This is a genomic window from Nocardia speluncae NBRC 108251 (assembly GCF_001613245.1).
Classification (GTDB): domain Bacteria; phylum Actinomycetota; class Actinomycetes; order Mycobacteriales; family Mycobacteriaceae; genus Nocardia; species Nocardia speluncae.
This window is the reverse complement of the sequence record NZ_BDBZ01000021.1, coordinates 85,524-111,184: the sequence shown is the minus strand read 5'-3', so window position 1 is coordinate 111,184 and position 25,661 is coordinate 85,524. Positions and strand designations below refer to the sequence as shown.

General features: G+C 66.5%; 27 protein-coding genes and 2 pseudogenes. 15 read left to right on the top strand and 14 right to left on the bottom strand.

Annotation, left to right across the window (positions count from 1 at the left end):
* Positions 1-109: 109 nt before the first annotated feature.
* Positions 110-463, top strand: a complete 354-nt coding sequence (locus tag NS6_RS34870) for a replication initiation protein (RefSeq protein ID WP_068044184.1) — start codon at positions 110-112, stop codon at positions 461-463.
* A 32-nt stretch (positions 464-495) separates the two neighbouring features.
* On the opposite strand, the pseudogene NS6_RS36565 reads toward NS6_RS34870, so the two are convergent.
* The 7 genes and pseudogenes from NS6_RS36565 to napA all read right to left on the bottom strand — a co-directional run.
* Positions 496-687 (bottom strand): annotated as a pseudogene (locus NS6_RS36565) (hypothetical protein); the annotation flags it as partial.
* A gap of 100 nt (positions 688-787) precedes the next feature.
* Positions 788-1,414 carry a hypothetical protein gene (locus tag NS6_RS20605; RefSeq protein ID WP_068044182.1) on the bottom strand — a complete coding sequence of 209 codons (627 nt, stop codon included), beginning with the start codon at positions 1,412-1,414 and terminating at the stop codon, positions 788-790.
* Positions 1,415-2,125: 711 nt separating this feature from the next.
* Positions 2,126-2,770, bottom strand: coding sequence for a class I SAM-dependent methyltransferase (locus NS6_RS20600; protein ID WP_068044180.1), 645 nt, complete (start codon positions 2,768-2,770; stop codon positions 2,126-2,128).
* A 479-nt stretch (positions 2,771-3,249) separates the two neighbouring features.
* Positions 3,250-4,419 (bottom strand): glutamate--cysteine ligase, encoded by a 1,170-nt coding sequence (locus NS6_RS20595; RefSeq protein ID WP_068044178.1) that lies wholly within the window; start codon positions 4,417-4,419, stop codon positions 3,250-3,252.
* A gap of 25 nt (positions 4,420-4,444) precedes the next feature.
* A complete protein-coding gene (gene sodC / locus NS6_RS20590; protein WP_068044176.1) occupies positions 4,445-5,131 on the bottom strand; it encodes a superoxide dismutase[Cu-Zn] in 687 nt (228 codons plus the stop codon).
* Between the two features lie 125 nt (positions 5,132-5,256).
* Positions 5,257-5,820 carry a LytR C-terminal domain-containing protein gene (locus NS6_RS20585; RefSeq protein ID WP_068044175.1) on the bottom strand — a complete coding sequence of 188 codons (564 nt, stop codon included), beginning with the start codon at positions 5,818-5,820 and terminating at the stop codon, positions 5,257-5,259.
* Between the two features lie 89 nt (positions 5,821-5,909).
* On the bottom strand, positions 5,910-6,254 hold the full coding sequence (gene napA / locus NS6_RS20580) for a nucleoid-associated protein NapA (protein ID WP_068044172.1): 345 nt from the start codon (positions 6,252-6,254) through the stop codon (positions 5,910-5,912).
* Positions 6,255-6,498: 244 nt separating this feature from the next.
* Here napA and NS6_RS20575 point away from each other — a divergent pair, with 244 nt between their 5' ends.
* From NS6_RS20575 to NS6_RS20560, 4 genes are all read left to right on the top strand, one after another.
* Entirely contained in the window at positions 6,499-7,089 is a 591-nt protein-coding gene (locus tag NS6_RS20575; RefSeq protein WP_068044170.1) for a peptide deformylase, read from the top strand.
* Positions 7,079-8,086: an N-acetylglutamate synthase, CG3035 family gene (locus NS6_RS20570; RefSeq protein WP_068044167.1), complete on the top strand. Its 1,008-nt coding sequence runs from the start codon at positions 7,079-7,081 to the stop codon at positions 8,084-8,086. The genes NS6_RS20575 and NS6_RS20570 overlap by 11 nt, the downstream gene beginning before the upstream one ends.
* Before the next feature lie 33 nt (positions 8,087-8,119).
* Positions 8,120-8,935, top strand: coding sequence for an exodeoxyribonuclease III (locus tag NS6_RS20565; protein ID WP_068044165.1), 816 nt, complete (start codon positions 8,120-8,122; stop codon positions 8,933-8,935).
* Between the two features lie 109 nt (positions 8,936-9,044).
* Positions 9,045-9,674 carry a GNAT family N-acetyltransferase gene (locus tag NS6_RS20560; RefSeq protein ID WP_068044164.1) on the top strand — a complete coding sequence of 210 codons (630 nt, stop codon included), beginning with the start codon at positions 9,045-9,047 and terminating at the stop codon, positions 9,672-9,674.
* Between the two features lie 159 nt (positions 9,675-9,833).
* On the opposite strand, the gene NS6_RS20555 is transcribed toward NS6_RS20560, so the two are convergent.
* Positions 9,834-10,412, bottom strand: a complete 579-nt coding sequence (locus NS6_RS20555; RefSeq protein WP_245669434.1) for a Uma2 family endonuclease — start codon at positions 10,410-10,412, stop codon at positions 9,834-9,836.
* Between the two features lie 216 nt (positions 10,413-10,628).
* Here NS6_RS20555 and thiC point away from each other — a divergent pair, with 216 nt between their 5' ends.
* The 3 genes from thiC to NS6_RS20540 all read left to right on the top strand — a co-directional run bounded on the left by thiC (position 10,629) and on the right by NS6_RS20540 (position 14,132).
* Complete coding sequence (thiC, locus tag NS6_RS20550) at positions 10,629-12,257, top strand: phosphomethylpyrimidine synthase ThiC (RefSeq protein WP_068044308.1); 1,629 nt, start codon at positions 10,629-10,631, stop codon at positions 12,255-12,257.
* Between the two features lie 98 nt (positions 12,258-12,355).
* On the top strand, positions 12,356-12,964 hold the full coding sequence (locus tag NS6_RS20545; protein WP_068044159.1) for a hypothetical protein: 609 nt from the start codon (positions 12,356-12,358) through the stop codon (positions 12,962-12,964).
* Positions 12,965-12,983: 19 nt separating this feature from the next.
* Complete coding sequence (locus NS6_RS20540; RefSeq protein WP_068044157.1) at positions 12,984-14,132, top strand: GTP-binding protein; 1,149 nt, start codon at positions 12,984-12,986, stop codon at positions 14,130-14,132.
* Positions 14,133-14,241: 109 nt separating this feature from the next.
* Here the strand turns inward: NS6_RS20540 and NS6_RS20535 are convergent, their stop codons facing one another.
* Positions 14,242-14,865 (bottom strand): NAD(P)-dependent oxidoreductase, encoded by a 624-nt coding sequence (locus NS6_RS20535; protein ID WP_068044154.1) that lies wholly within the window; start codon positions 14,863-14,865, stop codon positions 14,242-14,244.
* 114 nt (positions 14,866-14,979) lie between these two features.
* Entirely contained in the window at positions 14,980-15,759 is a 780-nt protein-coding gene (locus NS6_RS20530) for a helix-turn-helix domain-containing protein (RefSeq protein ID WP_068044152.1), read from the bottom strand.
* A 112-nt stretch (positions 15,760-15,871) separates the two neighbouring features.
* On the opposite strand from NS6_RS20530, the gene NS6_RS20525 reads away from it, so the two are divergent.
* Positions 15,872-16,225 (top strand): nuclear transport factor 2 family protein, encoded by a 354-nt coding sequence (locus NS6_RS20525; RefSeq protein ID WP_068044306.1) that lies wholly within the window; start codon positions 15,872-15,874, stop codon positions 16,223-16,225.
* 115 nt (positions 16,226-16,340) lie between these two features.
* Here the strand turns inward: NS6_RS20525 and NS6_RS20520 are convergent, their stop codons facing one another.
* The gene (locus tag NS6_RS20520) at positions 16,341-17,429 is read right to left on the bottom strand and encodes an epoxide hydrolase family protein (protein ID WP_068044151.1); all 1,089 of its coding nucleotides are present in this window, start codon (positions 17,427-17,429) and stop codon (positions 16,341-16,343) included.
* Between the two features lie 85 nt (positions 17,430-17,514).
* On the opposite strand from NS6_RS20520, the gene NS6_RS20515 reads away from it, so the two are divergent.
* Complete coding sequence (locus NS6_RS20515; RefSeq protein WP_068044149.1) at positions 17,515-18,180, top strand: TetR/AcrR family transcriptional regulator; 666 nt, start codon at positions 17,515-17,517, stop codon at positions 18,178-18,180.
* Positions 18,181-18,200: 20 nt separating this feature from the next.
* Here the strand turns inward: NS6_RS20515 and NS6_RS20510 are convergent, their stop codons facing one another.
* Positions 18,201-19,457 carry a KasA/KasB family beta-ketoacyl-ACP synthase gene (locus NS6_RS20510; RefSeq protein WP_068044148.1) on the bottom strand — a complete coding sequence of 419 codons (1,257 nt, stop codon included), beginning with the start codon at positions 19,455-19,457 and terminating at the stop codon, positions 18,201-18,203.
* Between the two features lie 31 nt (positions 19,458-19,488).
* On the opposite strand from NS6_RS20510, the gene NS6_RS20505 reads away from it, so the two are divergent.
* The 4 genes from NS6_RS20505 (at position 19,489) to NS6_RS20490 (ending at position 24,546) form a co-directional block, all read left to right on the top strand.
* Complete coding sequence (locus tag NS6_RS20505; RefSeq protein WP_068044145.1) at positions 19,489-20,046, top strand: TetR/AcrR family transcriptional regulator; 558 nt, start codon at positions 19,489-19,491, stop codon at positions 20,044-20,046.
* 42 nt (positions 20,047-20,088) lie between these two features.
* Positions 20,089-20,928, top strand: coding sequence for a bifunctional hydroxymethylpyrimidine kinase/phosphomethylpyrimidine kinase (gene thiD, locus NS6_RS20500; protein ID WP_068044143.1), 840 nt, complete (start codon positions 20,089-20,091; stop codon positions 20,926-20,928).
* Between the two features lie 223 nt (positions 20,929-21,151).
* Positions 21,152-22,405: a bifunctional glycosyltransferase family 2/GtrA family protein gene (locus NS6_RS20495; protein ID WP_068044141.1), complete on the top strand. Its 1,254-nt coding sequence runs from the start codon at positions 21,152-21,154 to the stop codon at positions 22,403-22,405.
* Complete coding sequence (locus NS6_RS20490; protein ID WP_068044138.1) at positions 22,402-24,546, top strand: glycosyltransferase family 39 protein; 2,145 nt, start codon at positions 22,402-22,404, stop codon at positions 24,544-24,546. The genes NS6_RS20495 and NS6_RS20490 overlap by 4 nt, the downstream gene beginning before the upstream one ends.
* A 56-nt stretch (positions 24,547-24,602) precedes the next feature.
* Here NS6_RS20490 and NS6_RS20485 read toward each other — a convergent pair whose 3' ends face one another.
* Together NS6_RS20485 and NS6_RS34120 are read right to left on the bottom strand one after the other, a co-directional pair.
* Complete coding sequence (locus tag NS6_RS20485) at positions 24,603-24,986, bottom strand: nuclear transport factor 2 family protein (RefSeq protein ID WP_068044137.1); 384 nt, start codon at positions 24,984-24,986, stop codon at positions 24,603-24,605.
* 113 nt (positions 24,987-25,099) lie between these two features.
* Positions 25,100-25,258: pseudogene (locus tag NS6_RS34120) on the bottom strand (dihydrofolate reductase family protein); the annotation flags it as partial.
* Between the two features lie 107 nt (positions 25,259-25,365).
* On the opposite strand from NS6_RS34120, the gene NS6_RS20480 reads away from it, so the two are divergent.
* A complete protein-coding gene (locus NS6_RS20480; protein WP_068044304.1) occupies positions 25,366-25,647 on the top strand; it encodes a type II toxin-antitoxin system RelE/ParE family toxin in 282 nt (93 codons plus the stop codon).
* Positions 25,648-25,661 lie beyond the last annotated feature (14 nt).

The window sequence follows — 25,661 nt, the reverse complement described above, 5'->3', positions numbered from 1 at the left end:
GGCCTGGCCCGGATAACGGGGCCGCTTCGCGCGGGCTGGAGCGCTATAGCCGCAGGTCGGCAGATGCACTACCCCGGATATCGGGCTGCTATCCCGGTCCGCCTCGGTGATGAACCGCAGCCTCCTGACCAGGGACTGTATCCATATCCGCCCGATTTTCGGCGGTTACTACCGGGACGCCCAGTGGGCCGACGAAGTTCTGTTGCCGCACAAGCCCAGTGCCACGAACGACCTACACGACGGTCAGCGGCCGATGCATCGCGAGAACGCACTAACGATGCGCTACATCGAGCACTCGCCCTACGTCCTGCTCGGGTCGATCGTGATCGACTGCGACCACGTAGATACGGCCCTGAGAGCATTCGAGAGGCCCAAGAACCAATCCGGATCCGAACTGGGTGGCACAGTCGCCGTCCGGCCGGGGACACATCGGCTGGTGTTCTTTGTCAGTCGGCCCGCGTAGGCCGGATCGCCACCGACCGCGATCCGGAGTCCTGCCTCGACGCGCTGCGCGAATCGCAGCGGCTTGAGCCGGGCCGAATCACTCTTGCAAACAGGCCATTTGAGCCCATTATCTGCGGTCGTTCTGGTGCCGACCTGGGTGAATGCTCCCGCCAGGTGGAGCCGACTCCGCGAATTATCTGCTGTAGCGGGCTTACCGCCGGATTCCGGCCGTTTGGACCCCACGTGCCTATGACGCGGCGACCCGACACACCGGCCCTGTTCGGGCGGGTTCAACCCTGGTGGCCACCACCAGATCAGCAGTCCCGTGCAGGCCCGATGGCGGTTATGAGGCAGGTGGCTCGTAGAGCCGACGGTGCAGTTCGCCGAGGATTTCCACCGCGGTGGTGAAGGACGGGATCGTCTCGGCCGGGAGTGAGTAGGCGGTCACCTTGGAGGTGAGCGGATGGGGGTAGCGGTGGGCCTGAATCAGCCGCCTCTCTGGTAGTACGCGTGCGGCGCCTTCCCGGCGGGCCGCCGTGTTGAGCGACAGTGTGGCCGCCCGCAGCGTCGTGTCACCGGTCAGCTCGGTGAGCCGGTCGACAGAAGCAGAGCCGCCCTCAGCGAGCAGGGCCCGCACCAGCCGGTGGCCGGCGGGTGACGAGGACCGCAGGATCCGCTCGCACAGTGCCGGAGTCCACCGCGTATCCGCGGAGACCTTTCCGGCCGCGAGCGCCAACTCATCGACGACCGCCACTCTGTCTGCGGCCGGGGGGTGCTCCGCAGGAGGGGCTTCGGTAACCGCGTCATCGGGGAGTAGCGCGGATAGACGATCGCAGATGGCGACCTGCGCGGCCAGCAGTCCCAGCTGAACCCGGTCCTGTGGTGTCATCTCGGAACCGGAGAGCTCCGAAACAGCGAGATGCAGCTGCTGCCGCGCGAACTCGAGATCGTCGAAACCTGCCCCACCCATGCCGCCGATGGTATCGACACCAGCAGAGATTTACCGCTTCAGTCGGAAATGAAGGTTCCCGGTCTTATCGGGCCGACCGGGCCGACTGGCGACCTTGTCGATGCGGACACACTCGTATCCGGCTCGCTGGATAGCTTTCAGGCTTTCGGGGTTGTCGGCGGCGATGACGCAACCAAAGGAGCGCACCCCCACGGCAACTTCATGTTCGCTGATTGCCCGTTTTGGGGTTCCGGTAGTAACCGCCGAAAAACCAACGGATATGGCGTAGCCGCGGCCACCGCATCGACGACGAGGTCCTGGCCCACATCTCACCCGCGCACAGCGCCAACATCAACTTCTTCGGCGCGATCGAAGTCGACATCGACGCCGAACTCGCCGCGCTCGGCCCGACGGGCTACCGGCCGCTGCGGGTGCGCGACACCCTGTTCTGACCGGTCCCGGCGCTACCCCAGGGCCCGGTTCGTGTGCTCGCGGCCGAGCCATTCGGTGGTCGTCATATCCGGGATCAGGTCCGCGCAGGATCGTCCGTCCTGGGTCCAGTCGTGGTCCCAGGCTCGCGGGTAGTGCGGTCCGGCGACGTAGCCGAAGGAGTAGGGGCGCCCTCGACTCCGATCCGCAGCTTGTCGGCGGTGATGCCCGCCCACTGGCGTCCGGAGTGCCAGATGATCACCCGCCACACCCGGCCAGTGGCGAGCCCGACATATGCAGAAGTTAGGACTTACTGCGTGCGAAAAGAATCGCTTGCTGAGCCTTCGCATCCGGGTCGAGCAGCATCTGGGCCTCGACCACGAACCCGGCATCGTGCAGCCAGGATGCCACCTGGTTCGGCTGACGGTGGTGGACATGGACCTTCATCGGGTGACCGCCGTAGCCCTCCGTCTTCAACCGCGACTCGTCGCCGACGTGAAACAGCAGTTGCAACGGTCCGCCGGGACGCAATGCTCGGTGGAAGCGCCCGAACACAGTCGGCACCTCGTCGTCTGGGACGTGGATCAACGACTGCCAGGCGAGCAGGCCGGCCACCGAAGCGACGGGGAGGTTCAGCTCCGTCATCGAGCCCACCTCGAACCGCAGGCCGGGGTGGGCGCGCCGGGCCACGTCGATCATCGCCGGGGAGAGGTCGATACCGAAGGCGTCGACACCGAGCTCATGCAGGTGGGCGGTGACTTCACCGGGGCCGCAGCCGACGTCCGCGACCGGTCCGCTGCCAGCGGTCCGCACGCTGTCGGCGAACAACGCCAGAGCCGCGCGAAGGTACTGGTGTCCGGCGAGGGCACCGCGCACTTGGTCGGCATAGCTGACCGCGACCGTGTCATACGAGGTTCGGGTGTCGGCCAACCAGTCATCCGTGGTCATGACCGGCACGATATTCCATGATCGCGGCGGCGCCGCTACCCGGGAACGACGAAGGTGCCTCCACCCGACCGGGTGGAGGCACCGGTAGGCAGGACGGCGTCGCTCATTGCGCGGGCCCCGAGAGACTCTGGCCGACTCTGTCATCCGGCGGCGTGGGCATCGGTGACTGCGGCGAAAAGCGGTACGCGTCCGGCCGTGACCGCTCAACGATAGCAGGGATACCCCGGATAACAGCCCGATATCCGGGGTAGTGCATCTGCCGACCTGCGGCTATAGCGCTCCAGCCTGCGCGAAGCGGCCCCGTTATCCGGGCCAGGCCCCATATCCGTTGTTTTTGCGGCGGTTACTAACGGGCCCCCTATGGACCGGCGCCGACACGACTACTTCGTCGCCCCCGAACAAAACCGGAGCGCAAACCCTTCTATGGACCACACCGAGCAATTCGGACATACGCGGATACCCGCGGTCCGGTGGCGGGATCAAGCCGGATACGAAAAGGGTCCCGAATTGTTCAGCTCTTGAACAAGAGCATCTACTACGGCGATCAGGTCGCCCTGTGCAGCGGCGGCGGTTTGACGCTGGCGTTGATAGTTCGCGCCCCGGCGTGGGATATCCGCCACAGCCGCGAGCTCATCGGCGCAACCCAGCCGTCGTGCGGTCGGTTCCAGCCGATTCAGCAGATCGTCGAGATCCTCGGTGACCAGGCGTTCGGTATTGTCCGAGCCGACGATCACAATGGCGTCCAACCCGTATCGGGCCGCCCGCCATTTGTTCTCCTGCACATGCCAGGGCGGCAGGGTCGGCAACTCTTCGCCCCGTTCCACCCGTTCGTCGAGATGCACGATCAGACAGTGGATCAGCGCCGCCAGCGCGGCGAGCTCACCGCGGTTGGAGATCCCGTCGCAGATCCGTACCTCGATGGTCCCCCATTTCGGTGCGGGCCGGATATCCCAGTGCATACCGCCGAGCTGTTCGAACACACCGGTTTTCATCTCGTCGTGCACGTAATGCTCGAATTGGTTCCAGTTCTCGAACTGGAACGGCAGGCCCGCCGTCGGCAATTGCTGGAACATCAGCGCCCGGTTGCTCGCGTAACCGGTATCCGAGCCGGACCACATCGGCGAGGACGCCGAAAGCGCCAGCAGATGCGGATAGGACAGCAGCAACGAGTTCAGGATCGGGAAAACCTTCTCCCGGTGCGATACCCCGACGTGCACGTGCACACCCCAGATCAGCATCTGCCGACCCCACCACTGGGTGCGTTCGATCAGCTCGTCGTAATGCACCGAACGCGTGAGCTGTTGGGTCGACCACTGCGCGAACGGGTGGGTACCGGCGCAGAACAGGTCCACGCCGAGCTCGTCGGCGGCCCGGCGCACGGTATCCATGGTGGCGGACAGGTCCTGCACTGCTGCGCCGACGGTTTCGTGCACCCCGGTGACCAATTCCACGGTGTTGCGCAGCAGTTCCTTGCTGACCTGCGGAGTGCCGTCGTGGGCGCGGAGTTCACCGACAGCGTCGAAGACGGCGGATGCGGTATTGGACAGATCGCGGCTCGCCTTGTCGACGAGTGCGATCTCCCATTCGATCCCGATGGTCGGCCGGGGCGAGCCACGGAAAGGTACCGGGTCGATCCGTGCCCCACCCATACACGCCTCCGTCGCGGGTCGACAGCTACCCGATGACGCCGCAGCCCACGCGGCCGCCCGCGTCACCGGTGCTCATCGTCTGCTCATCCGGGCCGGTGCCACCCGCGCGGGAGTAGCGGTCCGGAATATTGGCGAAGTTGTCCGAACCGGCATGGATGATGATCGCCTTGCCCTGGATATCGGACATGGTGACGTTGTCGGTGGTCGTCACCAGGTAGCCGTGGCCGTCCTCGCGCACCTGCAGCGAGCTCAGATCACCACTGGCCGGATGCCCGGTGGCACCGCCGACCTGCAGATGCCCACCCGCGGACAGGAAGTCGCCGGGCGCGCCACCGGCAGGCGGCGCGGAATTGGCCTCGCATTTGCCCTGCTGGTGGATATGCAGCCCGTGGAAGCCCGGCGTCAGGCCGGTGGCGTCGACGGTGACGCGCAGATGGTTGCCCTCGTCGGTGAAGTTCGCGGTACCGATCTTCGCGCCGCTCGGGGACTTCAGCTCGACCTCCGTACCGGAACCGGCCGGGGTGTCCTGCTGCGCTTCGCCGTGCTCACTTTCGCCGGCCGGGGCAGGCGAGGAAGTGAAGACCGGCGGAGTCGTGCCCGCCACGTCGCTGGATTCCTGGCTGTTCGTGCAGGCAACGAGGCCGAAAGCCGCGACAGCCAGCACCGGGGTCACGCTCCGCCAAGACGGGCGACGAGATGTGGACTGTGCCATCAGGAACTCCTTTACGAGTACCGAGTTTACGGATACAGCGTTTCGACAACGATCATTCGACGCAGATGATGATGCCACGCCCGCGACACCTGCCCGGGAGGCCCCCGACCTCCGGCTGGTCCTGCTCACCGGCCGGTGACCACGACGACCACGCCCGAATCTTCGCCGAGCCCGGGGGGCATGGGCGCGGTGGTGGCACCGAGATCGGCGGCGACCGCCGCCGCGGCGGCTTCGTCGCCCGGTGCGGAACCGTAGTAGACCGTGGTGGCCGCGAGCGTGTTGGCGGCGTAGTTACCGGTCGAGGTGTTGGTCCAGCCGAGGGCCACGAGTTCGTCGGCCGTGGTGGCGGCCAAACCGGCGACCAGACTGTTGTTGAGTACGCGGACCGGGGTGGCGCGGTCGACTTCACCGGCGGGAGGTGTGGTGCTCGCGCCCGGCGTAGTGGTCGCGCCGGCGGACGGTGCACCGACGGCGGCAGTGGTGGGCGCCGCCGCTGTGGTCGTGGCACGCAGGGTGGTCTGCGCAGCGGAGGCCGAGGTAGTGCCGGCCCCCTCGGCGTTGTCACTGCCGGAATCCGCACTCGACAGCGACATCGCGCCCAGACCGGCGAAAACGATCGCCAGGGCGATCAGAACCATTGCGGTCGCACGCAGCGGCGGACCACCGGAGCCAGGGTTCGAATTGCTCACCCGCCCGAGCCTAGCGGGAGGTGGCTACGGCGCACCCCCGGCGCGCGGATTCGGCCTTCGCGAACAGCACACGGGTACGCGAGTGGGGTTTACACCTGAAACCCGAGGCGGCGGGCGGCCCGGGATTTCTGGCGGCCGGCGCGCAGCCGGCGCAGGCGTTTCACCAGCATGGGGTCGACGGCCAGGGCCTCCGGCCGGTCGATGAGGGTGTTGAGGACCTGGTAGTAGCGGGTGGGCGAAAGCGCGAAGAGTTCGCGGATCGCCTCCTCCTTGGCGCCCGCGTATTTCCACCACTGCCGCTCGAAGGCCAGGATCTCGTGTTCGCGGCGGCTCAAGCCGCTCTCGGGATCGTGGGCCGGTTCGGGGAATGTATTCGTACTGGCCGGAGGACTGCCCTGGATTGCGGAAAGCTCCCGCGCTGCTGCGCCGTCCATCTTGCTCCTCGCCGAGTTACCACCGGATGCGATCGAATCGTGACCGAACGCGTCACCGTGTTACTGCCTTGCGATATTCAACCACGACGCCCCGCCGGCCGCTGACGAGTCGACCCGGGCGTGTCCGGTACATCAGTACCAGAAATCCGGGCGCCGACCGGCCGGTCCGGCCACCACTGCGTCCCCGACGGCCACGGACAGGCCCTATTCCGGCCGCAGCACGCGTCCCCATAAGCTCGTAATCATGTCAATCCTGCCCATCGTGATCGTCGGCGATCCCGTGTTGCATCGCCCGACCGAGCCGGTGACCGAAACTCCGGCCGAACTGGCCGGGCTGATCGCCGATATGTACGAAACGCTGGACGCCGCCAACGGCGTGGGCCTGGCCGCCAACCAGGTCGGAGTGTCCAAACGGCTCTTCGTCTACGACTGCCCCGACCCGGCGGCAGACGGCACGGTGGCACGACGCCGCGGGGCCGTGATCAACCCCGCACTGGAGACCTCGGCAATCCCGGAGAACATGCCGGACCCCGACGACGACGAAGAGGGCTGCCTCTCCGTACCCGGCGAACAGTTCCCCACCGGCCGCGCCGACTGGGCCAAGGTCACCGGCACCGACGAGCACGGCGAACCGGTCGAGATCGAGGGAACAGGTTTCTTCGCCCGGATGCTGCAGCACGAGGTCGGGCATCTGGACGGCTATCTCTACGTCGATGTGCTCATCGGCCGGCACGCGCGGGCGGCGAAGAAATCGGTGAAACGCAACGGCTGGGGTGTTCCCGGCCTGAGCTGGCTACCCGGTGTCGATCCGGATCCGTTCGGATATGACGACTGAACCGCCGGAACCCGAACAGCACCCGGCCGAACCGGATATCCCGGTCGGTGAGCGGGTCGTTGTCCGGTACCGGCTACCGGACGGCAGCGATCCGCCACTGACCGATGTGATCGGCGAGGTGGTTTCCACCAACCCGCTCACTGTCATGGGCGCCGACGGCCACCCGGTGCTGATTCCGGCCACCCGGGTGGTTGCGCTGAAAACACTGGGCCCCAGGCCGATTCGCATCTCCGAGATCCGCACGCTCGAATCCGCGGCCGCCTACGGCTGGCCGGGCACCGAATACGCCTGGCTGGACGGCTGGCTACTGCGCGCCGGGCACGGCTATACCCGCCGCGCCAATTCCGCTGTACCCATCGGTGATTCGAGCGGGCCGGCGCGGACCGACGCGGAAACGCTGCACCGCATCGGCGCCTGGTACGCAGCCAAGGGGCTACCGCTGCAACTGGCACTACCGGACCGGCTGGCGACCGTACCGCCGGGCTGGAACAGCTGGGGCGAAACCCAGGTACTGGGCATAGATCTGGAGAATTTCGTCCTCCCGCAAGGGCCGTCCATGGTTCGCATCTCCACCGAACCCGATATCGCCTGGCTCGAGATCCACCGCTGTCGCGGCGACGAACCCAGCGGCCAGACCGCCACCGTCCCCCTGCCGGAGGTGCTGACCTCGGTGCACGAGGGGCAACTGGGATTCGCGTCACTGGGCCTGCCCGGCCCCATCGCGATCGCCCGTGGCGCCCTCACCACCGCCTCGGACGGCCGCCGCTGGGTCGGCCTGACATGCGTGGCAGTCCTGGCCGCGCACCGCCGCCACGGCCTGGCCGCACTGGTCTGCGGGGAACTGCTGCGCTGGGGTCACGACCGTGGCGCAACCCACGCGTACGTGCAGGTCGATGCCGGTAATGTGGAGGCACTGGAACTTTTCGGCGAGCTGGGTTTCCTCGACCATCACAGCTACCGCTACGCCGTGCCCGGCGGCGCAGCGCCGGCGTCGTAACGTCGCCGCACCTCGACACAGACGGGAATTCAGTTGCGACTGGCCACCTGGAATATCAATTCGATCCGCTCGCGGCAGGACCGCGTGCTGGCCTGGCTGGACCGCCAGGACATCGATGTCGTGGCATTACAGGAAACCAAATGCCGCGACGACCAGTTCCCGTTCGAACGGTTCACCGAGGCCGGTTACGAGGTCGCGCATGTGGGGCTCAACCAGTGGAACGGGGTGGCGATAGCGTCGCGGGTCGGGCTGGACGATGTGGAGATCGGGTTCCCGGGCCAGCCCGGATTCGATCGGGATGCCGCGGAGGCACTGATCAGCACCCCTACGGTCGAAGCACGTGCGCTCGGGGCCACCTGCGGTGGCGTGCGGGTTTGGAGCCTCTATGTGCCCAACGGCCGCGCACTGAACGATCCACATTACGAATACAAACTCGCCTGGCTCACGGCTCTGCGCAACAATGCCGCCCGCTGGCTGACCGAGAACCCGGAGACCGCGACCGCCCTGGTCGGCGACTGGAATATCGCGCCCACCGACGACGACGTGTGGTCCACCGAATTCTTCACCGGTAAAACCCATACCTCCCAGCCGGAACGGGACGCGTTCACGGCCGTCACGGCGACCGGATTCACCGATGTGATGCGGCCCTTCGCCCCCGGACCCGGGGTGTACACCTACTGGGACTACACGCAGCTGCGATTTCCGCGGAAGGAAGGGATGCGGATCGATTTCATCCTCGCCTCTCCGGCGTTGGCGGCGAGCGTGGTGGACGCGGGGGTGGACCGGGAGGAACGCAAAGGTAAGGGAGCAAGCGATCACGCGCCGGTGATCGCGGAGTTCGATATCTGATCGCATTCGGTTGCGCCGCTTGCCCGGCGCACACGGTTGTCCACCACTCGATCATCGGGTAGGTAACCAGCACCTGCCTGCCCCGAACACGCGCCGAAGAAAGATCCGTATGTCCATGATCTTCAGCCACAAACCCACGCTCCGCGGCGAGCGCGTCACCCTACGCCCCGTCCATGCCGACGATGCCGACGTTCTCGACGAGATCATTCGCAAAGATCCCGAAGTCGCGATTCTGACCGGCACAGTACATTCCCGTGACGAGCCGGTCACCAACCCGCCGATCGAGACGATGCGCGAAATCTACCGCCGGTGGAGCACCGCCGACGACCGCCTGGTCCTCGCCGTGACCGCCGGCGACAACAGCGTGCTCGGCGAAGTCGTCCTCAACGACTGGGACAAGGAGAACCGGTCCTGCGGCTTCCGCACCCTGATCGGGCAAGCAGGGCGCGGCCGCGGGCTCGGCACCGAGGCGACCCGGCTGATCGTCGCCTACGGCCTGCAGGAGCTCGGTCTGCACCGCATCACGCTGCAGGTCTATGCCTTCAATCCGCGCGCCCGCCACGTCTACGAGAAGGTCGGTTTCCGTCTCGAAGGCACCGGCCGCGACGCGCTCCGGTTCGACGGCGACTGGATCGATGTCCACTACATGGCTGCCCTGGCCACCGACCCGGAATGGGCCGTCGAGGAGTCGGCGGCCGTGCCTGTCCCATCCGACCATCGACGCCGTGCACCGCGTTGAGAAGGGAAGCCGGGAAACCCCGAACATCCGATTCCGGCGGGCAGGCCAGAAGGGTGACAGGGCGCCTTGTGTGAGAGCTTCTTGTAGCAGCCGAGGGCGGCGGCAAGTGGTAGGACGGCTGCGAAGAGCCGAAGACATCCTTCGCGACAGTTGGGCGGTTCAGGTCCAGTCGAGTAGGGCGTCGGTGGCGAGGATGACGTTCAGGGGGTCGGGGATTTCTATATCGGTGCCGAAGGGGAGGGTTACGCGGGAGGCGTAGCGACCGTCGTCGGGTTCGCTGAAGATATTCATCTCGGCGGTACCGCGGTCGATGAGCAGGTAGAGCGGAATACCGGTCGCGGCATACAGGAACGGTTTGTCCAGGCGGTCCCGGAGTTCGGTGTGCTGGGCCCGGGTGGTGACCTCGATCGTCATCAGTACCGGCTGCGGATCCGACCATTCGCCTTCCCCGGCGAACGCCGAAGCGGGCGCGAGGATCGCATCCGGGCGTACCCGGCTGCCGCCGCCGCGGCCGGCCCGCAGGCCGTGGTCGGCGAAAAGCCACAGTTCCGATCTGCGCGGTACGAGAAACCGGGCCAGCCATTGGATGACCCGGCTGTGGTTCGCGTCCGGACGCGCCTTCGCCGCGAGCAGCCCGTTGAGGTATTCCAGCCGCAGCCCCTCGGATATGCGCTGGGCCGCGGCGTCGAGTTCTTCGAACTCGTCCACGTTCATCAGCGATCCATGCGAGAGCGTCACCGTTCGACCCTATCGCTCACGGCCCCGGGAACCCGCACCGAACACCCGGGCGAAGTCCTGCGCCGGTAGGAACACTCCAGGTATGGTCGGCGGCGGAAAAAATCCATACCGACGGGGGCTCGCACCAGCGGGCTGAGAGGACGGCTAGCCCATCCGGGCGTTCAGGGCCGTCGACCGTATGAACCTGACCGGGTAATGCCGGCGTAGGGAGAAAAAATGACGGGCACACCTGTCGATTCCGTGACCACGGGTCCGATCGAGGGCAGCGTCAAGCACTACCGGGAAGCGAACGGTCTGCGTATACCGGTACGCCGGATCGCCCTGACCAACGACGAACATTTCGATGTCTACGACACGTCCGGGCCGTATACCGATACGTCGGCGGCCATCGATCTCGAGGCCGGACTGCCGAAGTTGCGCGATACCTGGGTGACACCGGATGTTCCCGGCCCGCGCACCCAGTTGGCGTGGGCGCGGGCCGGGGTCGTCACCGACGAGATGCGATTCATCGCCGCGCGTGAGGGCGTCGAGACGGAGAGAGTGCGTGCGGAGGTCGCCGCCGGGCGCGCGGTGATCCCGGCGAATCACCGGCATCCGGAGCTCGAGCCGACCATCATCGGCAAGAAGTTCCTGGTGAAGATCAATGCCAATATCGGTAATTCCGCGGTGTCGTCGTCGATAGCCGAGGAGGTCGAGAAAATGGTGTGGGCCACGCGCTGGGGTGCCGACACCATCATGGATCTGTCCACCGGTAGGAACATTCACGAAACCCGCGAATGGATTCTGCGGAACTCTCCGGTCCCGGTGGGGACGGTGCCGATCTATCAGGCGCTGGAGAAATGCGCCGGCGATCCGGCCGCGCTCACGTGGGAACTCTACCGCGATACCGTGATCGAGCAGTGCGAGCAGGGCGTCGACTATATGACCGTGCACGCCGGTGTGCTGCTGCGGTATGTGCCGCTCACCGCGAAGCGGGTCACCGGGATCGTTTCGCGCGGCGGGTCGATCATGGCCGCGTGGTGCCTGGCACATCATCGGGAATCGTTCCTGTACACGCATTTCGAGGAATTGTGCGAAATTCTGGCCCGGTACGACGTGACCTTCTCTCTCGGCGACGGTTTGCGTCCCGGCTCGATCGCCGACGCGAACGACGAGGCGCAGTTCGCCGAACTCCGCACGCTCGGTGAGCTGACGAAAGTGGCGAAATCGCACGGTGTGCAGGTGATGATCGAAGGTCCGGGTCATGTGCCGATGCACAAGATCGTGGAGAACGTCCGGCTGGAAGAGGAGCTGTGCGAGGAAGCTCCGTTCTACACGCTCGGCCCGCTGGCCACCGATATCGCGCCCGCCTACGACCACATCACCTCGGCCATCGGTGCCGCGATGATCGCGCAGGCGGGGACGGCGATGCTCTGCTATGTCACGCCCAAGGAACATCTCGGCCTGCCGAACCGGGACGATGTCAAGACCGGCGTCATCACCTACAAGATCGCCGCGCATGCCGCCGATCTCGCCAAGGGGCATCCGGACGCGCAGCGACGGGACGACGAATTGTCGAAGGCCCGTTTCGAATTCCGGTGGCGTGACCAGTTCGCGTTGTCGCTGGACCCCGATACCGCTCGCGAATATCACGACGAGACGATGCCCGCGGAGCCGGCGAAAACCGCGCATTTCTGCTCGATGTGTGGTCCGAAGTTCTGTTCGATGCGTATTTCGGCGGATGTCCGCGAGTACGCGGAGCGAAACAATCTGACCGATATCGCGGCCATCGAGGCGGGGATGGCCGAGAAATCGGCCGAATTCGCCGATTCCGGGAAGCGCGTGTACCTGCCGATCACCAGCTGACCAAGTGCCGGCGCCCGCGCCGAGTGCGGGCGCCGGCGCTGTCCGCAGTCCGGGTGTTCCGCTTGCCTGGCCGGCGGCCCCGGTGTTCTCGTTGATCGGTGATCGATCCACGGTTCGTCTTCCTCGGGGCCGCCCTCAGCATGGTAGGAACGCTCAGTTACGCCTTGCTCACCGTGCGCGGCGAGGTGAAACCGAACCGCGTCTCGTGGTTCCTGTGGGCCGCCGCGTCGCTGACCGGGTTCGGCGCCCAGCTCGACGACGGTGTCGGCTTGCCCGCGGTCCTCACTTTCTCGATGGGCGCCGGCCCGGCAGTGGTGTTCCTCGCGTCGTTCGCGAACAGGTCGAGTTACTGGCGGCTGTCGTTCGCCGATCTGCTCTGCGGGGCGGCTTCGGTGGTGGCGCTGGCGATCTGGCTCGGCTGGGACGATCCGCAGACGGCGGTGATCTTCGCCGTGTTCGGCGATCTGGCCGCGGCGATTCCGACCTTCCGTAAAGCCTGGTCCGCGCCCGGCAGTGAGAACCCGCTCGTCTTCGGTCTCGTCGCGGTGAACGGAATCATCACGTTGCTCACGATCACCGTCTGGAAGCCTGCCGTGTGGGCTTTCCCTGTCTACGCGACCACTTTGGGGGCCGGTCTCTTCCTGATCATCGTGGTCCGGCAGCGCATTGCCGGTGGTAGGGCAGCCCGAACAAGGCAGCCTAAATGAAAATGGTTATCATTTACATGTGACCAGTTCTGCGCTTTCCCGCCCGCTGCCGGTAACCGTGCTGTCCGGATTCCTCGGCGCCGGTAAGACCACCCTCCTGAACCACATACTCGCCAACCGCGAAGGACGCCGCGTCGCCGTCATCGTGAACGATATGAGCGAGGTCAACATCGACGCGGCCCTCGTCGCCGGCCAAGGACATCTGGACCGGACACAGGAGAAGCTCGTCGAACTCACCAACGGCTGTATCTGCTGCACACTGCGTGAGGACCTGATCGAGGCAGTGGGAAAGCTCGCTCGCGAGGGCCGATTCGACCAGCTGGTGATCGAATCCACCGGTATCTCCGAACCGATGCCGGTGGCGGCGACATTCGAATGGGAATTCGAGGACGGCTTCTCCCTCGGCGAGCTCGCCCGTCTCGACACCATGGTGACGGTGGTGGATGCCACCACCTTCCTCACTGAGATCACTCGCGGCGAAACACTGGCCGCCCGCAATCTGGAAGCCGGCGACGGCGACGAACGCGGTATCGCCGATCTACTCGCCGACCAGGTGGAATTCGCCGATGTCCTGCTGATCAACAAGACCGACCTGGTGAGTCCGCAGATCGTGGGCGCCGTGGAAGCGGCCGTCCGGCGGATGAACCCGCGGGCCGAACTGATCCGCACCAGCAACGGCGTCGTGGACCTGAGCGAGGTGCTCGACACGGGCCGCTACGACCCGGTGGCCGCTGCGAGCACCGAGGGCTGGGCCGACGAACTGACAGGCGGGCACATACCGGAAACCGAGGAGTACGGAATCAGCAGTATGACCTACCGCGCCGAACGCCCGTTCCACCCGCAGCGCCTGGCCGACGCCTTGACCCAGGTGCGCCGGCTGTTGCGCAGCAAGGGTTTCTGCTGGATCGCCAGCCGGCCCCAACTCGCCGCAGTCTGGTCGCAGGCGGGGCCGAACCTCACCTTCGAACCCGCCGCCTGGTGGTCTTCGCTGGATATCCCCGCAGGTCAGGAAATCGTTTTCATCGGGGTCCGGCTCGATCGCCCCGCCCTGCGCGCACTACTGGACTCAGCATTGCTCACCGACACCGAATATACGGCCGGGCCGGGGATTTGGACCGGCTACCCCGACCCCTTCCCTGCATGGGACACCGTCCACGAACACTCCTGAAACACGGCCACAGGCCCCGCACCGGCCAGGTGCCGTGTGACAGTTCGGTCGCCGCTGGGCGACCGGCCCACCGCCGGGCGCGACGGCGGTGGCGATGATCCGGCCGAATTCAATTGGACAGGCCCGCAGCCCGGTGCACATAGGTGCGGTCGGTGACCTGATCCAGCAGGAAGGCCGCGATATCGGCGCGCGCGATCTTCAGATCGAGACCGGTTTCGCCAGGACCGAATCCGTGGCGGTAGGTTCCGGTGCGGGGACCGTCGGTGAAAGCGCTCGGGCGCACGATGGTCCAATCCAGGTCGCTCGCGCGGACGTAGGTCTCCTGCTGCTGATGGTCGGCGTAGGCGGGGCGCAACAGCAGGCCGAACATGACGTATTTCCACAGGAAGTTCAGGTTTGCCCGGCTGTCGCCGGCGCCGAGGGTGGACTGGCAGACGAGCCGTTTCACCCCGGCCCGGTTCATCGCCTCGATCACCGTGCGGGTGCCCTCGGCCCGCACCACGCCCTGACGGCCGTTACCGAGCGCCACCAGAACCGCGTCCTGGCCGGTGACCGCTCGTTCGACCGCGCCGGGGTCGAGCACATCGCCTTCTACGATGTGCAATCGTTCGTGCGCCCGGCTGATCCGGGCGGCGTCCCGGGTGAGCGCGGTGACCTCGTACCCGCGTTCGAGCGCCTGGTCGACGATGTGCCGGCCGACTGTGCCGGTGGCTCCGAAAATCGCGATTCGCATATCCGCTCCTGGTCGAAGATTGTTGGCTGGTTACTGAATCCAGTACAGCCGCCAGAAGCGAGACGGAACATGGCTCGAGCGCTCTCCTACATAAGCGAGCGTCTACAGGCAGTGTTACGGCGCGCGGAAAGCCCGCGCCGTCGCCTCGTCCGCGGGGTAGAAGGCCTCGATATGCAACTCGTCGATCGTCACATCGGTGGCCGACATCGCCGAGGTGGTGACACTGAAGAAGGAGAACTCCGTATCACCGACACCCAGCCGGAGCGGAACCACCACATCCGCACGCGCCGCTATCCCCGTATCCCGGCACGGATAGGCCGACACCTCGTCCAGCAGTGACCGCAATCGCGGATCCCCGGTGGCCGCCGAGCGGGACCGGATCTGACTGAGCAGATGGCCCCGCCACTGCCCCAGGTTGCGGATCCGCGGCGCCAGGCCGTCCGGATGCAGCGAGATCCGGATCGCATTGACCGGCGGTTCGAGCAATTCCGGGGCGCAGCCTTCGAGCAGCACATCGGTGGCGGTATTGCGATCGACCACGTCCCAGCAGCGGTCCAGGACCAGCGCCGGATGCGGGAGATGCGCATCGAGCAGAGTGCGGAAGGCGTCCATCACCGCACGCAATTCGGGCGCGTCCGGGTCACGCTGGCCGTAGCGCGGCGCGTAGCCGGCCGAGAGCATCAATTCGTTGCGTTCACGCAGTGGTACATCCAGATGCGTGGCGAGCCGCTCGATCATCTCCCGGGTGGGTCGCGACCGGCCGGTCTCCAGGAAGCTCAGATGCCGCGTGGACACCTCCGCCTGCGCGGCCAGTTGCAGCTGGCTCAGCCGCCGCCGCTCTCGCCAGGCGCGGATAAGGCCGCCCACCTGGGATTCGGTCTCCAAAGTCGCCACACGTCGAATGCTAGCCGTCCCGGTAGCCGATCCCATTACCTCCGGGGTAATCGCCGGCTCGCACGATCGCGGCGATGCTGTGAGCACATTCACCCACCCGAAGGAGCACCCGATGAACGATATCGTCACCACCTACCTGCACACCTGGAACAGCACTGACCAGCAGGCCCGCACCACCCTGCTCACCGAGCACTGGGCGCCCGAAGCCACCTATACCGACCCCCTCGCCGAGGCAGCGGGTCGCGAGGCGATCGGTGCCACCATCGGCGCCGTGCACGAGCAGTTCCCGGGATTCGTATTCACCCAGGTCGGCGAGCCGGACAACCACCATCGCCAAGTCCGATTCCAGTGGGGCCTGGGACCGGCCGGCGCGGAACCGGTGATCATCGGATTCGATGTCCTGGTCACAGATGAACAGGGCCGTATCGAGACCGTCCTCGGATTCCTGGACAAGGTTCCGGGCTGAGACGTCGAGACGACCGGCGCCCGAGGCCCTCGGGCCGCCTCCGGCCGAGGCGGCCCCGCGACCGATCGGAGCCGTGCCCGCACCGTCGACATCGATCCGGCTCCGATTTCGCGACCTACTCGCCGGCACGGTACTTGTCGAAGAACCCGGCGATCTCCTCGGCCATGAGCTCGGGAGCGGCATGGTGCAGATAGTGGCTGTGCACATCGTGGGTCCGCCAGGACACCACATTGTGGTCGCGTTCGGCGAAACGCCGGATGCCGTGGAAATCCCCGGTCGACCCGGACAACGCGAGCGGGACGGTACTCGGTTCGGTGGGCTGCTCGGCCTTGTCCTTCTCGTAGTAGTGCCGGATCGCCGAGCCGGCGGTTCCGGTGAACCAGTGGATCGCGATATTGGTGACGACGAATTCGTCGTCCAGGTCGGGTCCGAGCAGCTGGCTGTTCCAGCCGAGCAGGCCGGCCGGCGAATCCGTCAGGGCGTGCGCGAGGGTCTGCGGCTGCTGTGATTGCAGGACGTTGAAGCCCATCTTGTTCTTGACGAACCAGTCCAGCGTTGCCATGGCCTGCTGTTCGTCGGCGGTGAGATCGGCCAGTTCGGCGGGATCACCGGAAGGGAACGAATACACCTGGGCAACGTGCACTCCCACCACCTGTTCGGGAGCGTATCGGCCCAGTTCCGCGGAAATGGCCGATCCGCCGTCGTTTCCTGCCGCGCCGTAACGGCGGTAGCCGAGGCGACGCATCAGCTCCGCCCAGGCGCGGGCGATCCGGGCATCGTTCCAGCCGGTTTCCGTTGTCGGGCCGGAGAAACCGTAGCCGGGTACCGAGGGGATGACCAGGTCGAAACCGGCCCCCGTGAGCGGCTCTACGAGATCGAGGAATTCGACGAAGGTGCCGGGCCAGCCGTGGGTCAGGATCAGTGGGAATCCCTGCGCGCCCGTCGACCGGATATGGAGGAAGTGGATCAGCTGGCCGTCGATTTCGGTGCGGAACTGCGAGTAGGCATTCAGTGTGCGTTCCTGGGCGCGCCAGTCGAACGAGCGCCAGACATCGGCCAGGTGACGCACCCGGCCGACACTCACGCCGTACTCGTCACCGGAGCCGGGGATCTGATCCGCCCAGCGGGTGCGGTCCAGGCGGGCATGCAGATCGTCGAGGTCGGCGCCGGGGATCTCGATGCGGAAGGGCTGGATGGCGGTCATATCGACTCCTATTGGAACGGAATGTTTTGTTCTGTTTAAAACCTATCAGAACGGATCATTCCGTTTCAAGTGCTAGCCTCGGAGCATGCCCCGATCAGCCGAACCTCCCGCGGCCAAACCCCTCCCCGGCCGCAAAGCACAGGCCGCCCGTAACGACGAGCTCATCCTCGACGCCGCACGAGCGGTATTCCTCGCCGATGCGAACGCGCCGATTTCGGCCGTCGCCGAACGAGCCGGAGTCGGTATCAGCGCCCTGTACCGCCGCTACCCGAGCAAAGACGTACTGCTGCGCACCCTCTGCCACGACGGACTCCGCCGCTACAACGCCGAAGCCGACGCCGCACTGGAGGAACCGGAAGGCTGGCAGGCACTGGCCGGTTTTCTGGAGCGAGTGGTCGAGGCAGATGTGCATTCACTGACCGTCCACCTCGCCGGCACCTTCACACCCGACGAATCGATACTGCCCGAAGTCCAGCACTCCGAGCAGGTGAACAACGAACTCGTCCGGCGCGCACACGAATCCGGACAGTTACGCCCAGACATCACTCCCCAGGACCTCGGCATTGTTCTGGAGGCCTGCGCCGCGGTGTCGACCCCGGACGCCGAGCGCACCGGACAGTTACGCCGCCGGATTCTCGCCCTCCTGCTCGCCGGCCTGCGCGCCGACGGAGAGCTGCCCGGTCCGCCGCCCCACGCCGGGGAATTCGCCTGGCGCTGGAAACGCACCCCTGGGCCCAGGGCCGGCGATTGAGCAGGTACGCGCGGTTCGGATCATGCGCGCCCGAGGGCGAGGGTGACGTTGTGCCCGCCGAATCCGAAGGAGTTCGTCAGGGCGTACTCGCAGGCCTGCGGACGGGCGCGACCATGGACTACGTCGAGGTCGACGTCGCAGTTGTCGAGGTTGAGAGTGGGCGGAACGACCTGTTCACGCAGCGTCAGCGCGGTCAGGATGGTTTCCAGCGCACCGACCGCCCCGATGGAATGTCCGAGCGCTGATTTGGGCGCGTAGACCGAAGCCTCCGGTGTCACCGCGCGGATCGCGGCCGCTTCGGACGCGTCGCCGATCGAGGTCGAGGTGGCGTGTGCGTTCACGTGCCGGATGTCGGCGGGCCGCAGGCCTGCCGCGGTAATCGCTTTACGCATGGCCCGGGCCGCGCCCGCACCGGCCGGGTCGGAAGCGACGATATGGTAAGCGTCGGAAGTGATACCCGCCCCGAGCACCCGGGCGTGGATCCGGGCGCCGCGGGCGTGGGCGTGCCGCTCCGATTCGAGGACCACCAGCGCTCCGGCCTCACCGAAGACGAAACCGTCGCGGTCCCGGTCGAACGGGCGGGAGGCACGCTGTGGCTCGTCATTGCGGGTGCTCATCGCACGCATCATGGAGAAACTCGCGATCGGTACCGCGTGGATATGCCCCTCCACACCGCCCGCCACCACCACATCGGCCTCTCCGGTGACGATCAGCCGCCAGGCCTGCGCGATTGCCTCGGTTCCCGATGAGCACGCCGAGACAGGGGCGAAAACACCCGCCTTCGCGCCGATTTCGAGACTCACCGCCGCCGCGGGACCGTTCGGCATGACCATCGGCACCGACATCGGCGAAACCTTGCGGTACCCACCCGCTCGCATGGCGTCGACCGCGTCGATGAGCGCATCACCGCCGCCCAGCCCGGTACCGATACACACCGCGAGCCGTTCACCCTCCACCTCGGGCCGTCCTGCCGCCCCCCAGACTCGCCGCCCGAGCACCAGAGCGAGCTGTTCCACATACGAATGCCGCCGCTGCTCGACCCGGGTGAGCTCCGCGCCGGGATGCGATTTCAGCTTGCCGCCGATACGTACCGGCAGGTCGTACTCGGCGACGAAATCGTCATCGAGAGTGGTGATACCGGTTTCGCCGCGTAGCAGCGCGGCCCAGGTGCCGTCCATATCGTCGGCCAGTGAGGTGGCTCCCGCATAGGCGGTGACGACCACTCGGCCGGACGCCTGCCGAGTTTCTGAAGCGATCGGTACATTCACGGGGTTCATCAATACCTGTAGCGTTCGCTACAGTCAACCCATGGCCCGCCCCCTCGACCACGCCAAACGCGCCGAACTCCTCGACGCCGTGGTCCGCTATATCGCCGAACACGGCCTCGCGGACCTCTCACTCCGCCCCCTGGCCGCTGCCCTCGGCACCAGCTCCCGCATGCTGATCTACTACTTCGGCACCAAAGAAGAACTGCTCGTCCAGGCTCTGACCACCCACCGTCCCGACCTCACCGCCGTATTCGCCGATATCCACGACGCCACCGCGCTCCGCGAACGCCTGTGGGACTTCTATCGCTCCAACGCCACCGGCCCCGAGGCCGTCAGCAACACCGTGATGTTGCAAGTCCTCGGCGCCGCCTGCGCCCCATCGGCCCCGTACGCCCGCTACGCCGACGAGGCGATCGCGGCCTTCACCACCGCCCTGACCACCCGACTGGCTGAACTCGTTTCGGTGGACGACCCCGAAGTCGTCGCCACCCTGCTGATCTCCGGCCTCCGCGGCATCCTCCAGGACCGCCTCATCACCGGCGATACCGAACGCACCGACCGCGCGGCCCGCCGCCTCATCGACCAGGCCATCCGCTGAGCACATGGCCGGCCCGCAGCCGAGTCCACGTAGGGTGACTGCGTGAATTTGTTGCCGTTGACCCCGCCGGGACAGACCCCGGTGCGAGTGCTCACCATCGCCGGGACGGATTCGGGTGGCGGCGCCGGGATCCAGGCCGATACCCGCACCATGGCGCTGTGCGGAGTGCATGCACTGGTAGCGGTTGCCGCGGTGACCGTGCAGAACTCGGTGGGGGTGACCGGGTTCCACGAGGTTCCGCCGCAGGTGGTGGCCGATCAGGTGCGGTCGGTGGCCGGCGATATCGGAATCGGTGCCGCCAAGACGGGCATGCTCGCCTCCAGCGCCATCATCGAGGCGGTAGCCGCGGTCTGCCGGGAGGTCGGGATCGGGCGCGACGGCTCGGCGCCGCTGGTCGTGGACCCCGTCGCGGCCTCCATGCACGGCGACCCGCTCCTGCACACCGAGGCCCTGGACGCTGTGCGCTACACCCTGTTTCCGCTGGCCACGATCGTCACGCCCAATCTGGACGAGATCCGGCTACTGACGGGGGTGCGGGTCACCGATACGGCTTCGGCGCGTTCGGCGGCCGAAGCTTTGCACGCCCTCGGTCCGCAGTGGGTGGTGGTGAAGGGCGGGCATCTGCGCACCTCCGCCGACAGCACGGACCTGCTGTTCGACGGTGAACGCTTCCTGGAGTTCCGGGCGCCCCGCATCGCCACCGGTAACGACCACGGCGGCGGCGACACTCTGGCCGCCGCGCTGGCCTGCGCCCTGGCCAACGGCCACTCGGTGCCCGACGCGTTCGAATTCGCCAAGGAATGGACCCGCCGCTGCCTCGAAGCCGCCTACGACCTGGGCAAAGGGCACGGTCCGGTATCGCCGCTGTGGCGGCTGCACTGACCCGGACCTGTCGGTACCCGCGCGCATACTGAGGGCGTTACGGAACAACACCACAACGGCGTGCGAGAACAACGAGGTTCCGGTTGGTCCGTGGCCGAACCGCCGATGCATCGGCACTTTCGACAATTGAAGCGTAGCCGGGCCGAGCTCGGTCACCACGAACACAGGAACCTCCCAGGTTCGCTGGAGCCCGGCCCCAGCCCACCGGTCGAGTCTGGGCGATATGACCGAGACCGTGACCGTCGCCGGACCGGCGGATCAAGTCGACCACCCGTCAACACCCCCCGTGCTGGATGTGGTCGTCCCCGTGTACAACGAAGAAACCGACCTCGGCGCCTGCTTGCGCCGCCTGCACGAATACCTGGGCAGCGGGTTCCCGTTCCCGGCCCGGATCACCGTCGCCGACAACGCCAGCACCGATGCCACGCTCGCGGTGGCCGAACTGCTCGCCGCCGAACTCGGCGATATACGCGTGGTGCATCTCGACACCAAGGGCCGCGGCAGGGCGTTGCGAACCGTGTGGCAGGAGTCGGATGCACAGGTCGTCGCCTATATGGATGTCGATCTGTCGACCGATCTCGATGCCCTGCTCCCGCTGGTCGCGCCGCTCGTCTCGGGCCATTCCGATCTGGCGATCGGCACCCGGCTCAGCGCCGGCTCGCGCGTGGTGCGCGGACCCAAACGTGAATTCATCTCCCGCTGCTACAACCTGCTGTTGAAAGCCTCGCTGCGGGCCCGCTTCTCCGACGCCCAATGCGGGTTCAAAGCCATGCGCACCGAGGTGGCGCGCACACTGTTGCCGCTGGTCGAAGACGGTGAATGGTTCTTCGACACCGAACTACTGGTGCTGGCCGAACGCGCCGGGCTGCGGATCCATGAAATCCCGGTGGATTGGATCGATGATCCCGACAGCCGGGTGGATATCGTCGATACCGCCCGCAAGGACCTACAGGGGATCTGGCGGATGGGCCGCGCATTGACCACCGGGTCCCTACCGTTGGCCGAACTGCGCCGGGCGGTGGGCAGAGAGCCGCTGGTTTCGGGTGTGCCGTTGGGCATGGCCGGTCAGTTGATCCGGTTCGCACTGGTCGGCGCCGGTTCCACGCTCGCCTACGTGCTGCTCTACCTTCTGATACAACCGGTGACCGGCGCGCAGGCCGCGAACTTCGCGGCGCTGCTCGCCACGGCAGTCGCCAACACCGCCGTCAACCGTTCGTTCACCTTCGGCGTGCGCGGGCAGCGCGGGATGGCATCGCATCAGTTCCAGGGCCTGCTCATCTTCGGGTTCGGACTGTCGGTGACCAGTGGATCGCTGTTCGCGCTGCATCATTGGGCGCCCGCGGCGCCGGTCCAACTGGAACTGTTCGTGCTGGTCGTGGCGAACCTGATCGCGACCCTCATGCGCTTCGTCGGCCTGCGCTGGGTGTTCCGCAATACCTCCGGGCCCGCACAGCTCACCGTGGAGGTCGCCCGATGACTCTCACCGCCGTGCCCCCCTCGACCACCGAACCCGTCCCCGCGGACAGCATCGGCCCCACCCGCGCCGGCCGCTGGGAGTTTCCGGCGCTGGCCGTACTGCTGCTCACCACCGGACTGACCTACCTGTACAACCTGGGCGCGAACGGCTGGGCGAACTCCTTCTACGCCGCGGCCGTCCAGGCCGGTTCGGTGTCGTGGAAGGCGTTCTTCTTCGGCTCCTCCGATGCCGCGAATTCCATCACCGTGGACAAACCACCTGCCTCACTGTGGGTTATGGAACTGTCGGTCCGGCTGTTCGGGTTGAACAGCTGGAGCATGCTGGTCCCGCAGGTCCTACTGGGTTTGATGACGGTGGCACTGCTCTGGGCAACCGTCCGGCGTTCGTTCGGCCCCGCGGCGGGACTGATCGCCGGGTTCGTCGTTGCGGTGACACCGGTGTTCGCCCTCATGTTCCGGTTCAACAATCCCGATGCTCTGCTGGTGTTGCTCATGGTTGCCGCGGCGTGGGCGATGACGCGGGCACTGGACGACGGCCGCTGGCGCTGGCTGGTACTCACCGGCACCTGCCTCGGTTTCGGTTTCCTGGCCAAACAGTTGCAGGTCGTGCTGGTGGTTCCGGTGCTCGCACTGGTGTACCTGTTCGCCGGCCCGCCGAAGCTCGGTAAGCGGATCGCGCAGTTGTTCGCGGCGGGCACGGCCTCGGTGATTGCGGCCGGTTGGTGGCTGCTGGCCGTAGAACTGTGGCCGGCCGATTCCCGGCCGTATATCGGCGGATCGCAGAACAATTCGATTATCGAGCTCACCCTCGGCTACAACGGGCTGGGCCGGTTGAACGGCAACGAAACCGGCAGCGTGGGTCCGAGCGGCGAATTGCCGCCGGGCGGAAACGGAATGTGGGGGCAGACCGGGATAGCCCGGATGTTCGACCAGGCCCAGGGCGGGCAGATCGCCTGGCTGCTCCCCGCGGCACTGATCGCGCTGGTCACGGGCCTGCTACTGCGGGGCAGGGCCGCACGCACCGACACCGCGCGGGCCCACCTGCTGCTGTGGGGCGGCTGGCTGCTGATCACCGGACTGGTGTTCAGCTTCATGGCCGGCATCTTCCACCAGTACTACACGGTGGCGCTGGCGCCCGCGATCGCCGCGCTGGTGGGTATCGGTTCGGTGTTGTTCTGGCGCAACCGGTCGCGCCGGTGGGTGCGGATTCCGGCGGGTGTGGCGATGGGGCTGACCACTGCGACCGCGTGGATGTTGTTGTCACGCAGTGCAGATTTCCTACCGTGGCTGCGCTGGACGATTCTGGTTACCGGCATCATCGCCGCCCTCGCTCTCCTGCTGCCGCTCCCCCGCCGAGTTGCTGTCGTGGTGGCCTTGCTGGCCGCGGTCGTGGGGCTGGGCGGGCCGGTCGCTTACACCGCCGACACCTTGAATTCGGCGCACGCCGGACCGATTCCGACTGCCGGCCCGGATACCGGAACGTTCGGCGGGATGCGGCCACCGGGTAGGAAAAACGGCGATAACGGGCCGGGCGGGTGGGGTGGGATACCGAGTACGCCCGCCGGTACACCCGGTACACCGGGCGGAACCGGCGGGGCGGCCGGTGGGCCCCCTGTTCCCGGCGGAACGCACGGCACAGGGGCCGGGGCGAGTGGCGCCTACGGCGGGGCGGCCGGTGGGCCCGGCGGGATTCCCGGTGCGGCCACCGACGGCGGCGGGCCTGCGGGCGGCGGCACCTCGGACGCCGGTGGCGCGAACGGCGCGATGGGTGGCGGTCCCGGCGGCGTGATGGGTGTGAGCGAACCCGGCGACGCCCTGGTCGCGTTGCTGGCGGACAACGCCGGCGCCTACACCTGGGCCGCGGCCACCGTATCCGCCAACAGCGCCGCCGGATACCAGCTGGCCGTCGAGGAGCCGGTCATGGCGATCGGCGGTTTCAACGGCAGCGATCCCTCACCCACACCGGAAAAGTTCCGGCAGTACGTCGAATCCGGGCAGATCCACTACTTCCTCGGCGGTAGCGGTGGCGGACCCGGCGGCCGGACCGGAACGGGCGCGGAAATCACGCAGTGGGTGCAGGAGCATTTCACCGCGCAGGAGGTGGACGGTGTAACCGTCTACGACCTGACCGCACCGAAGTAGGCAAGACAGGCGGCCCCGGGCACATTCGCCCGGGGCCGCCTGTGCGAGTGCTGGGATCAGCCGGCGAAGACCTCGGTGAGATCGCCGTAGAGGCGCTGTTCGGTGATCATGTTGTCGGCGTTCACCGTCGCGTACACCGCCCCCGGAATATCGAGCTCTTTACCGCTCTTCAGCCAGTAGTGGATCCGGATCTCGAACATCACCTCGGTGGTGCCGTCGGTGGCCGGGTGCGGTTCGATCCAGTGCACCACCTTGTGTTCGATCTTCGTGGTCTGGTCGAGTACGTACTGGATGGACGCTGTCGCCGCGTCCCGGCCGGTCACCGGTTCGGCGTTGGCGAAGGTCAGCTTCACGTCATCGGTCATCAGCGCCGCCGCCTCGGCCAGCCGCCCCGAGTCGATGAGCTCGTAGTATTTCTCCGCCAGCTTCCGAACCGCCATCAACCACTCCTTGCCGAGTTACCTACGTAGGTAACGTTTTTCCGTAATGCGTGCCCAGGGTAGTGCAACATCGCGGCCCGCGCGGCCGATGAGCACAACTCGGAACTCACGATTCAGCGCACGGCGTAGCAGGTGTAGGTGATCCCGGACCGAAAGGATTTGCTGTCGGCGAGCCGCAGCGCCGGGATCGTGTAGCCGTCCGGAAAGAGCCTGCGCCCCCGGCCCTGGACCACGGGGTAGGTGAACAGCCGGTACTCGTCGACCAATCCGGCTCCGGGCGAGTGCGACCGGCGACTCCCGAATCCAGCGCCGCTGCCCCAGCGGTGGTACCAAAATCATAACGTATCCCGTTAATAACGAGAGACGTTATATTATGTCTGTGATCGCATCGTTCGCAGACAAGGAGACAGAACTCGTGTTCCACCGGGTTGTGTCCACGAAGTTGCCACAGGACATCCAGCGCACCGCCCGCCGCAAGCTACTCCTCATCGATGCGGCAACCGATGTCAACGACCTTCGGGTACCGCCCGGAAACCGGCTCGAAAAGCTCAGTGGCGACCGTGCGGGCCATTACAGCATCAGGGTGAACGACCAGTACAGGATCTGTTTCGCCTGGCATACCGGCGCTGCACATCGTGTCGAAATAACCGACTACCACTGACCGCACCCACCCAT

What these genes read in the sequence shown, in the direction of transcription:
- NS6_RS34870 (WP_068044184.1), top strand. Translation starts at nt 110, where the DNA reads ATGAACCGCAGCCTCCTGACCAGGGACTGTATCCATATCCGCCCGATT.
- NS6_RS20605 (WP_068044182.1), bottom strand. Translation starts at nt 1,414, where the DNA reads ATGGGTGGGGCAGGTTTCGACGATCTCGAGTTCGCGCGGCAGCAGCTG.
- NS6_RS20600 (WP_068044180.1), bottom strand. Translation starts at nt 2,770, where the DNA reads ATGACCACGGATGACTGGTTGGCCGACACCCGAACCTCGTATGACACG.
- NS6_RS20595 (WP_068044178.1), bottom strand. Translation starts at nt 4,419, where the DNA reads ATGGGTGGGGCACGGATCGACCCGGTACCTTTCCGTGGCTCGCCCCGG.
- sodC (WP_068044176.1), bottom strand. Translation starts at nt 5,131, where the DNA reads ATGGCACAGTCCACATCTCGTCGCCCGTCTTGGCGGAGCGTGACCCCG.
- napA (WP_068044172.1), bottom strand. Translation starts at nt 6,254, where the DNA reads ATGGACGGCGCAGCAGCGCGGGAGCTTTCCGCAATCCAGGGCAGTCCT.
- NS6_RS20575 (WP_068044170.1), top strand. Translation starts at nt 6,499, where the DNA reads ATGTCAATCCTGCCCATCGTGATCGTCGGCGATCCCGTGTTGCATCGC.
- NS6_RS20570 (WP_068044167.1), top strand. Translation starts at nt 7,079, where the DNA reads ATGACGACTGAACCGCCGGAACCCGAACAGCACCCGGCCGAACCGGAT.
- NS6_RS20560 (WP_068044164.1), top strand. Translation starts at nt 9,045, where the DNA reads ATGTCCATGATCTTCAGCCACAAACCCACGCTCCGCGGCGAGCGCGTC.
- thiC (WP_068044308.1), top strand. Translation starts at nt 10,629, where the DNA reads ATGACGGGCACACCTGTCGATTCCGTGACCACGGGTCCGATCGAGGGC.
- NS6_RS20535 (WP_068044154.1), bottom strand. Translation starts at nt 14,865, where the DNA reads ATGCGAATCGCGATTTTCGGAGCCACCGGCACAGTCGGCCGGCACATC.
- NS6_RS20525 (WP_068044306.1), top strand. Translation starts at nt 15,872, where the DNA reads ATGAACGATATCGTCACCACCTACCTGCACACCTGGAACAGCACTGAC.
- NS6_RS20520 (WP_068044151.1), bottom strand. Translation starts at nt 17,429, where the DNA reads ATGACCGCCATCCAGCCCTTCCGCATCGAGATCCCCGGCGCCGACCTC.
- NS6_RS20515 (WP_068044149.1), top strand. Translation starts at nt 17,515, where the DNA reads ATGCCCCGATCAGCCGAACCTCCCGCGGCCAAACCCCTCCCCGGCCGC.
- NS6_RS20510 (WP_068044148.1), bottom strand. Translation starts at nt 19,457, where the DNA reads ATGAACCCCGTGAATGTACCGATCGCTTCAGAAACTCGGCAGGCGTCC.
- NS6_RS20505 (WP_068044145.1), top strand. Translation starts at nt 19,489, where the DNA reads ATGGCCCGCCCCCTCGACCACGCCAAACGCGCCGAACTCCTCGACGCC.
- NS6_RS20495 (WP_068044141.1), top strand. Translation starts at nt 21,152, where the DNA reads ATGACCGAGACCGTGACCGTCGCCGGACCGGCGGATCAAGTCGACCAC.
- NS6_RS20490 (WP_068044138.1), top strand. Translation starts at nt 22,402, where the DNA reads ATGACTCTCACCGCCGTGCCCCCCTCGACCACCGAACCCGTCCCCGCG.
- NS6_RS20485 (WP_068044137.1), bottom strand. Translation starts at nt 24,986, where the DNA reads ATGGCGGTTCGGAAGCTGGCGGAGAAATACTACGAGCTCATCGACTCG.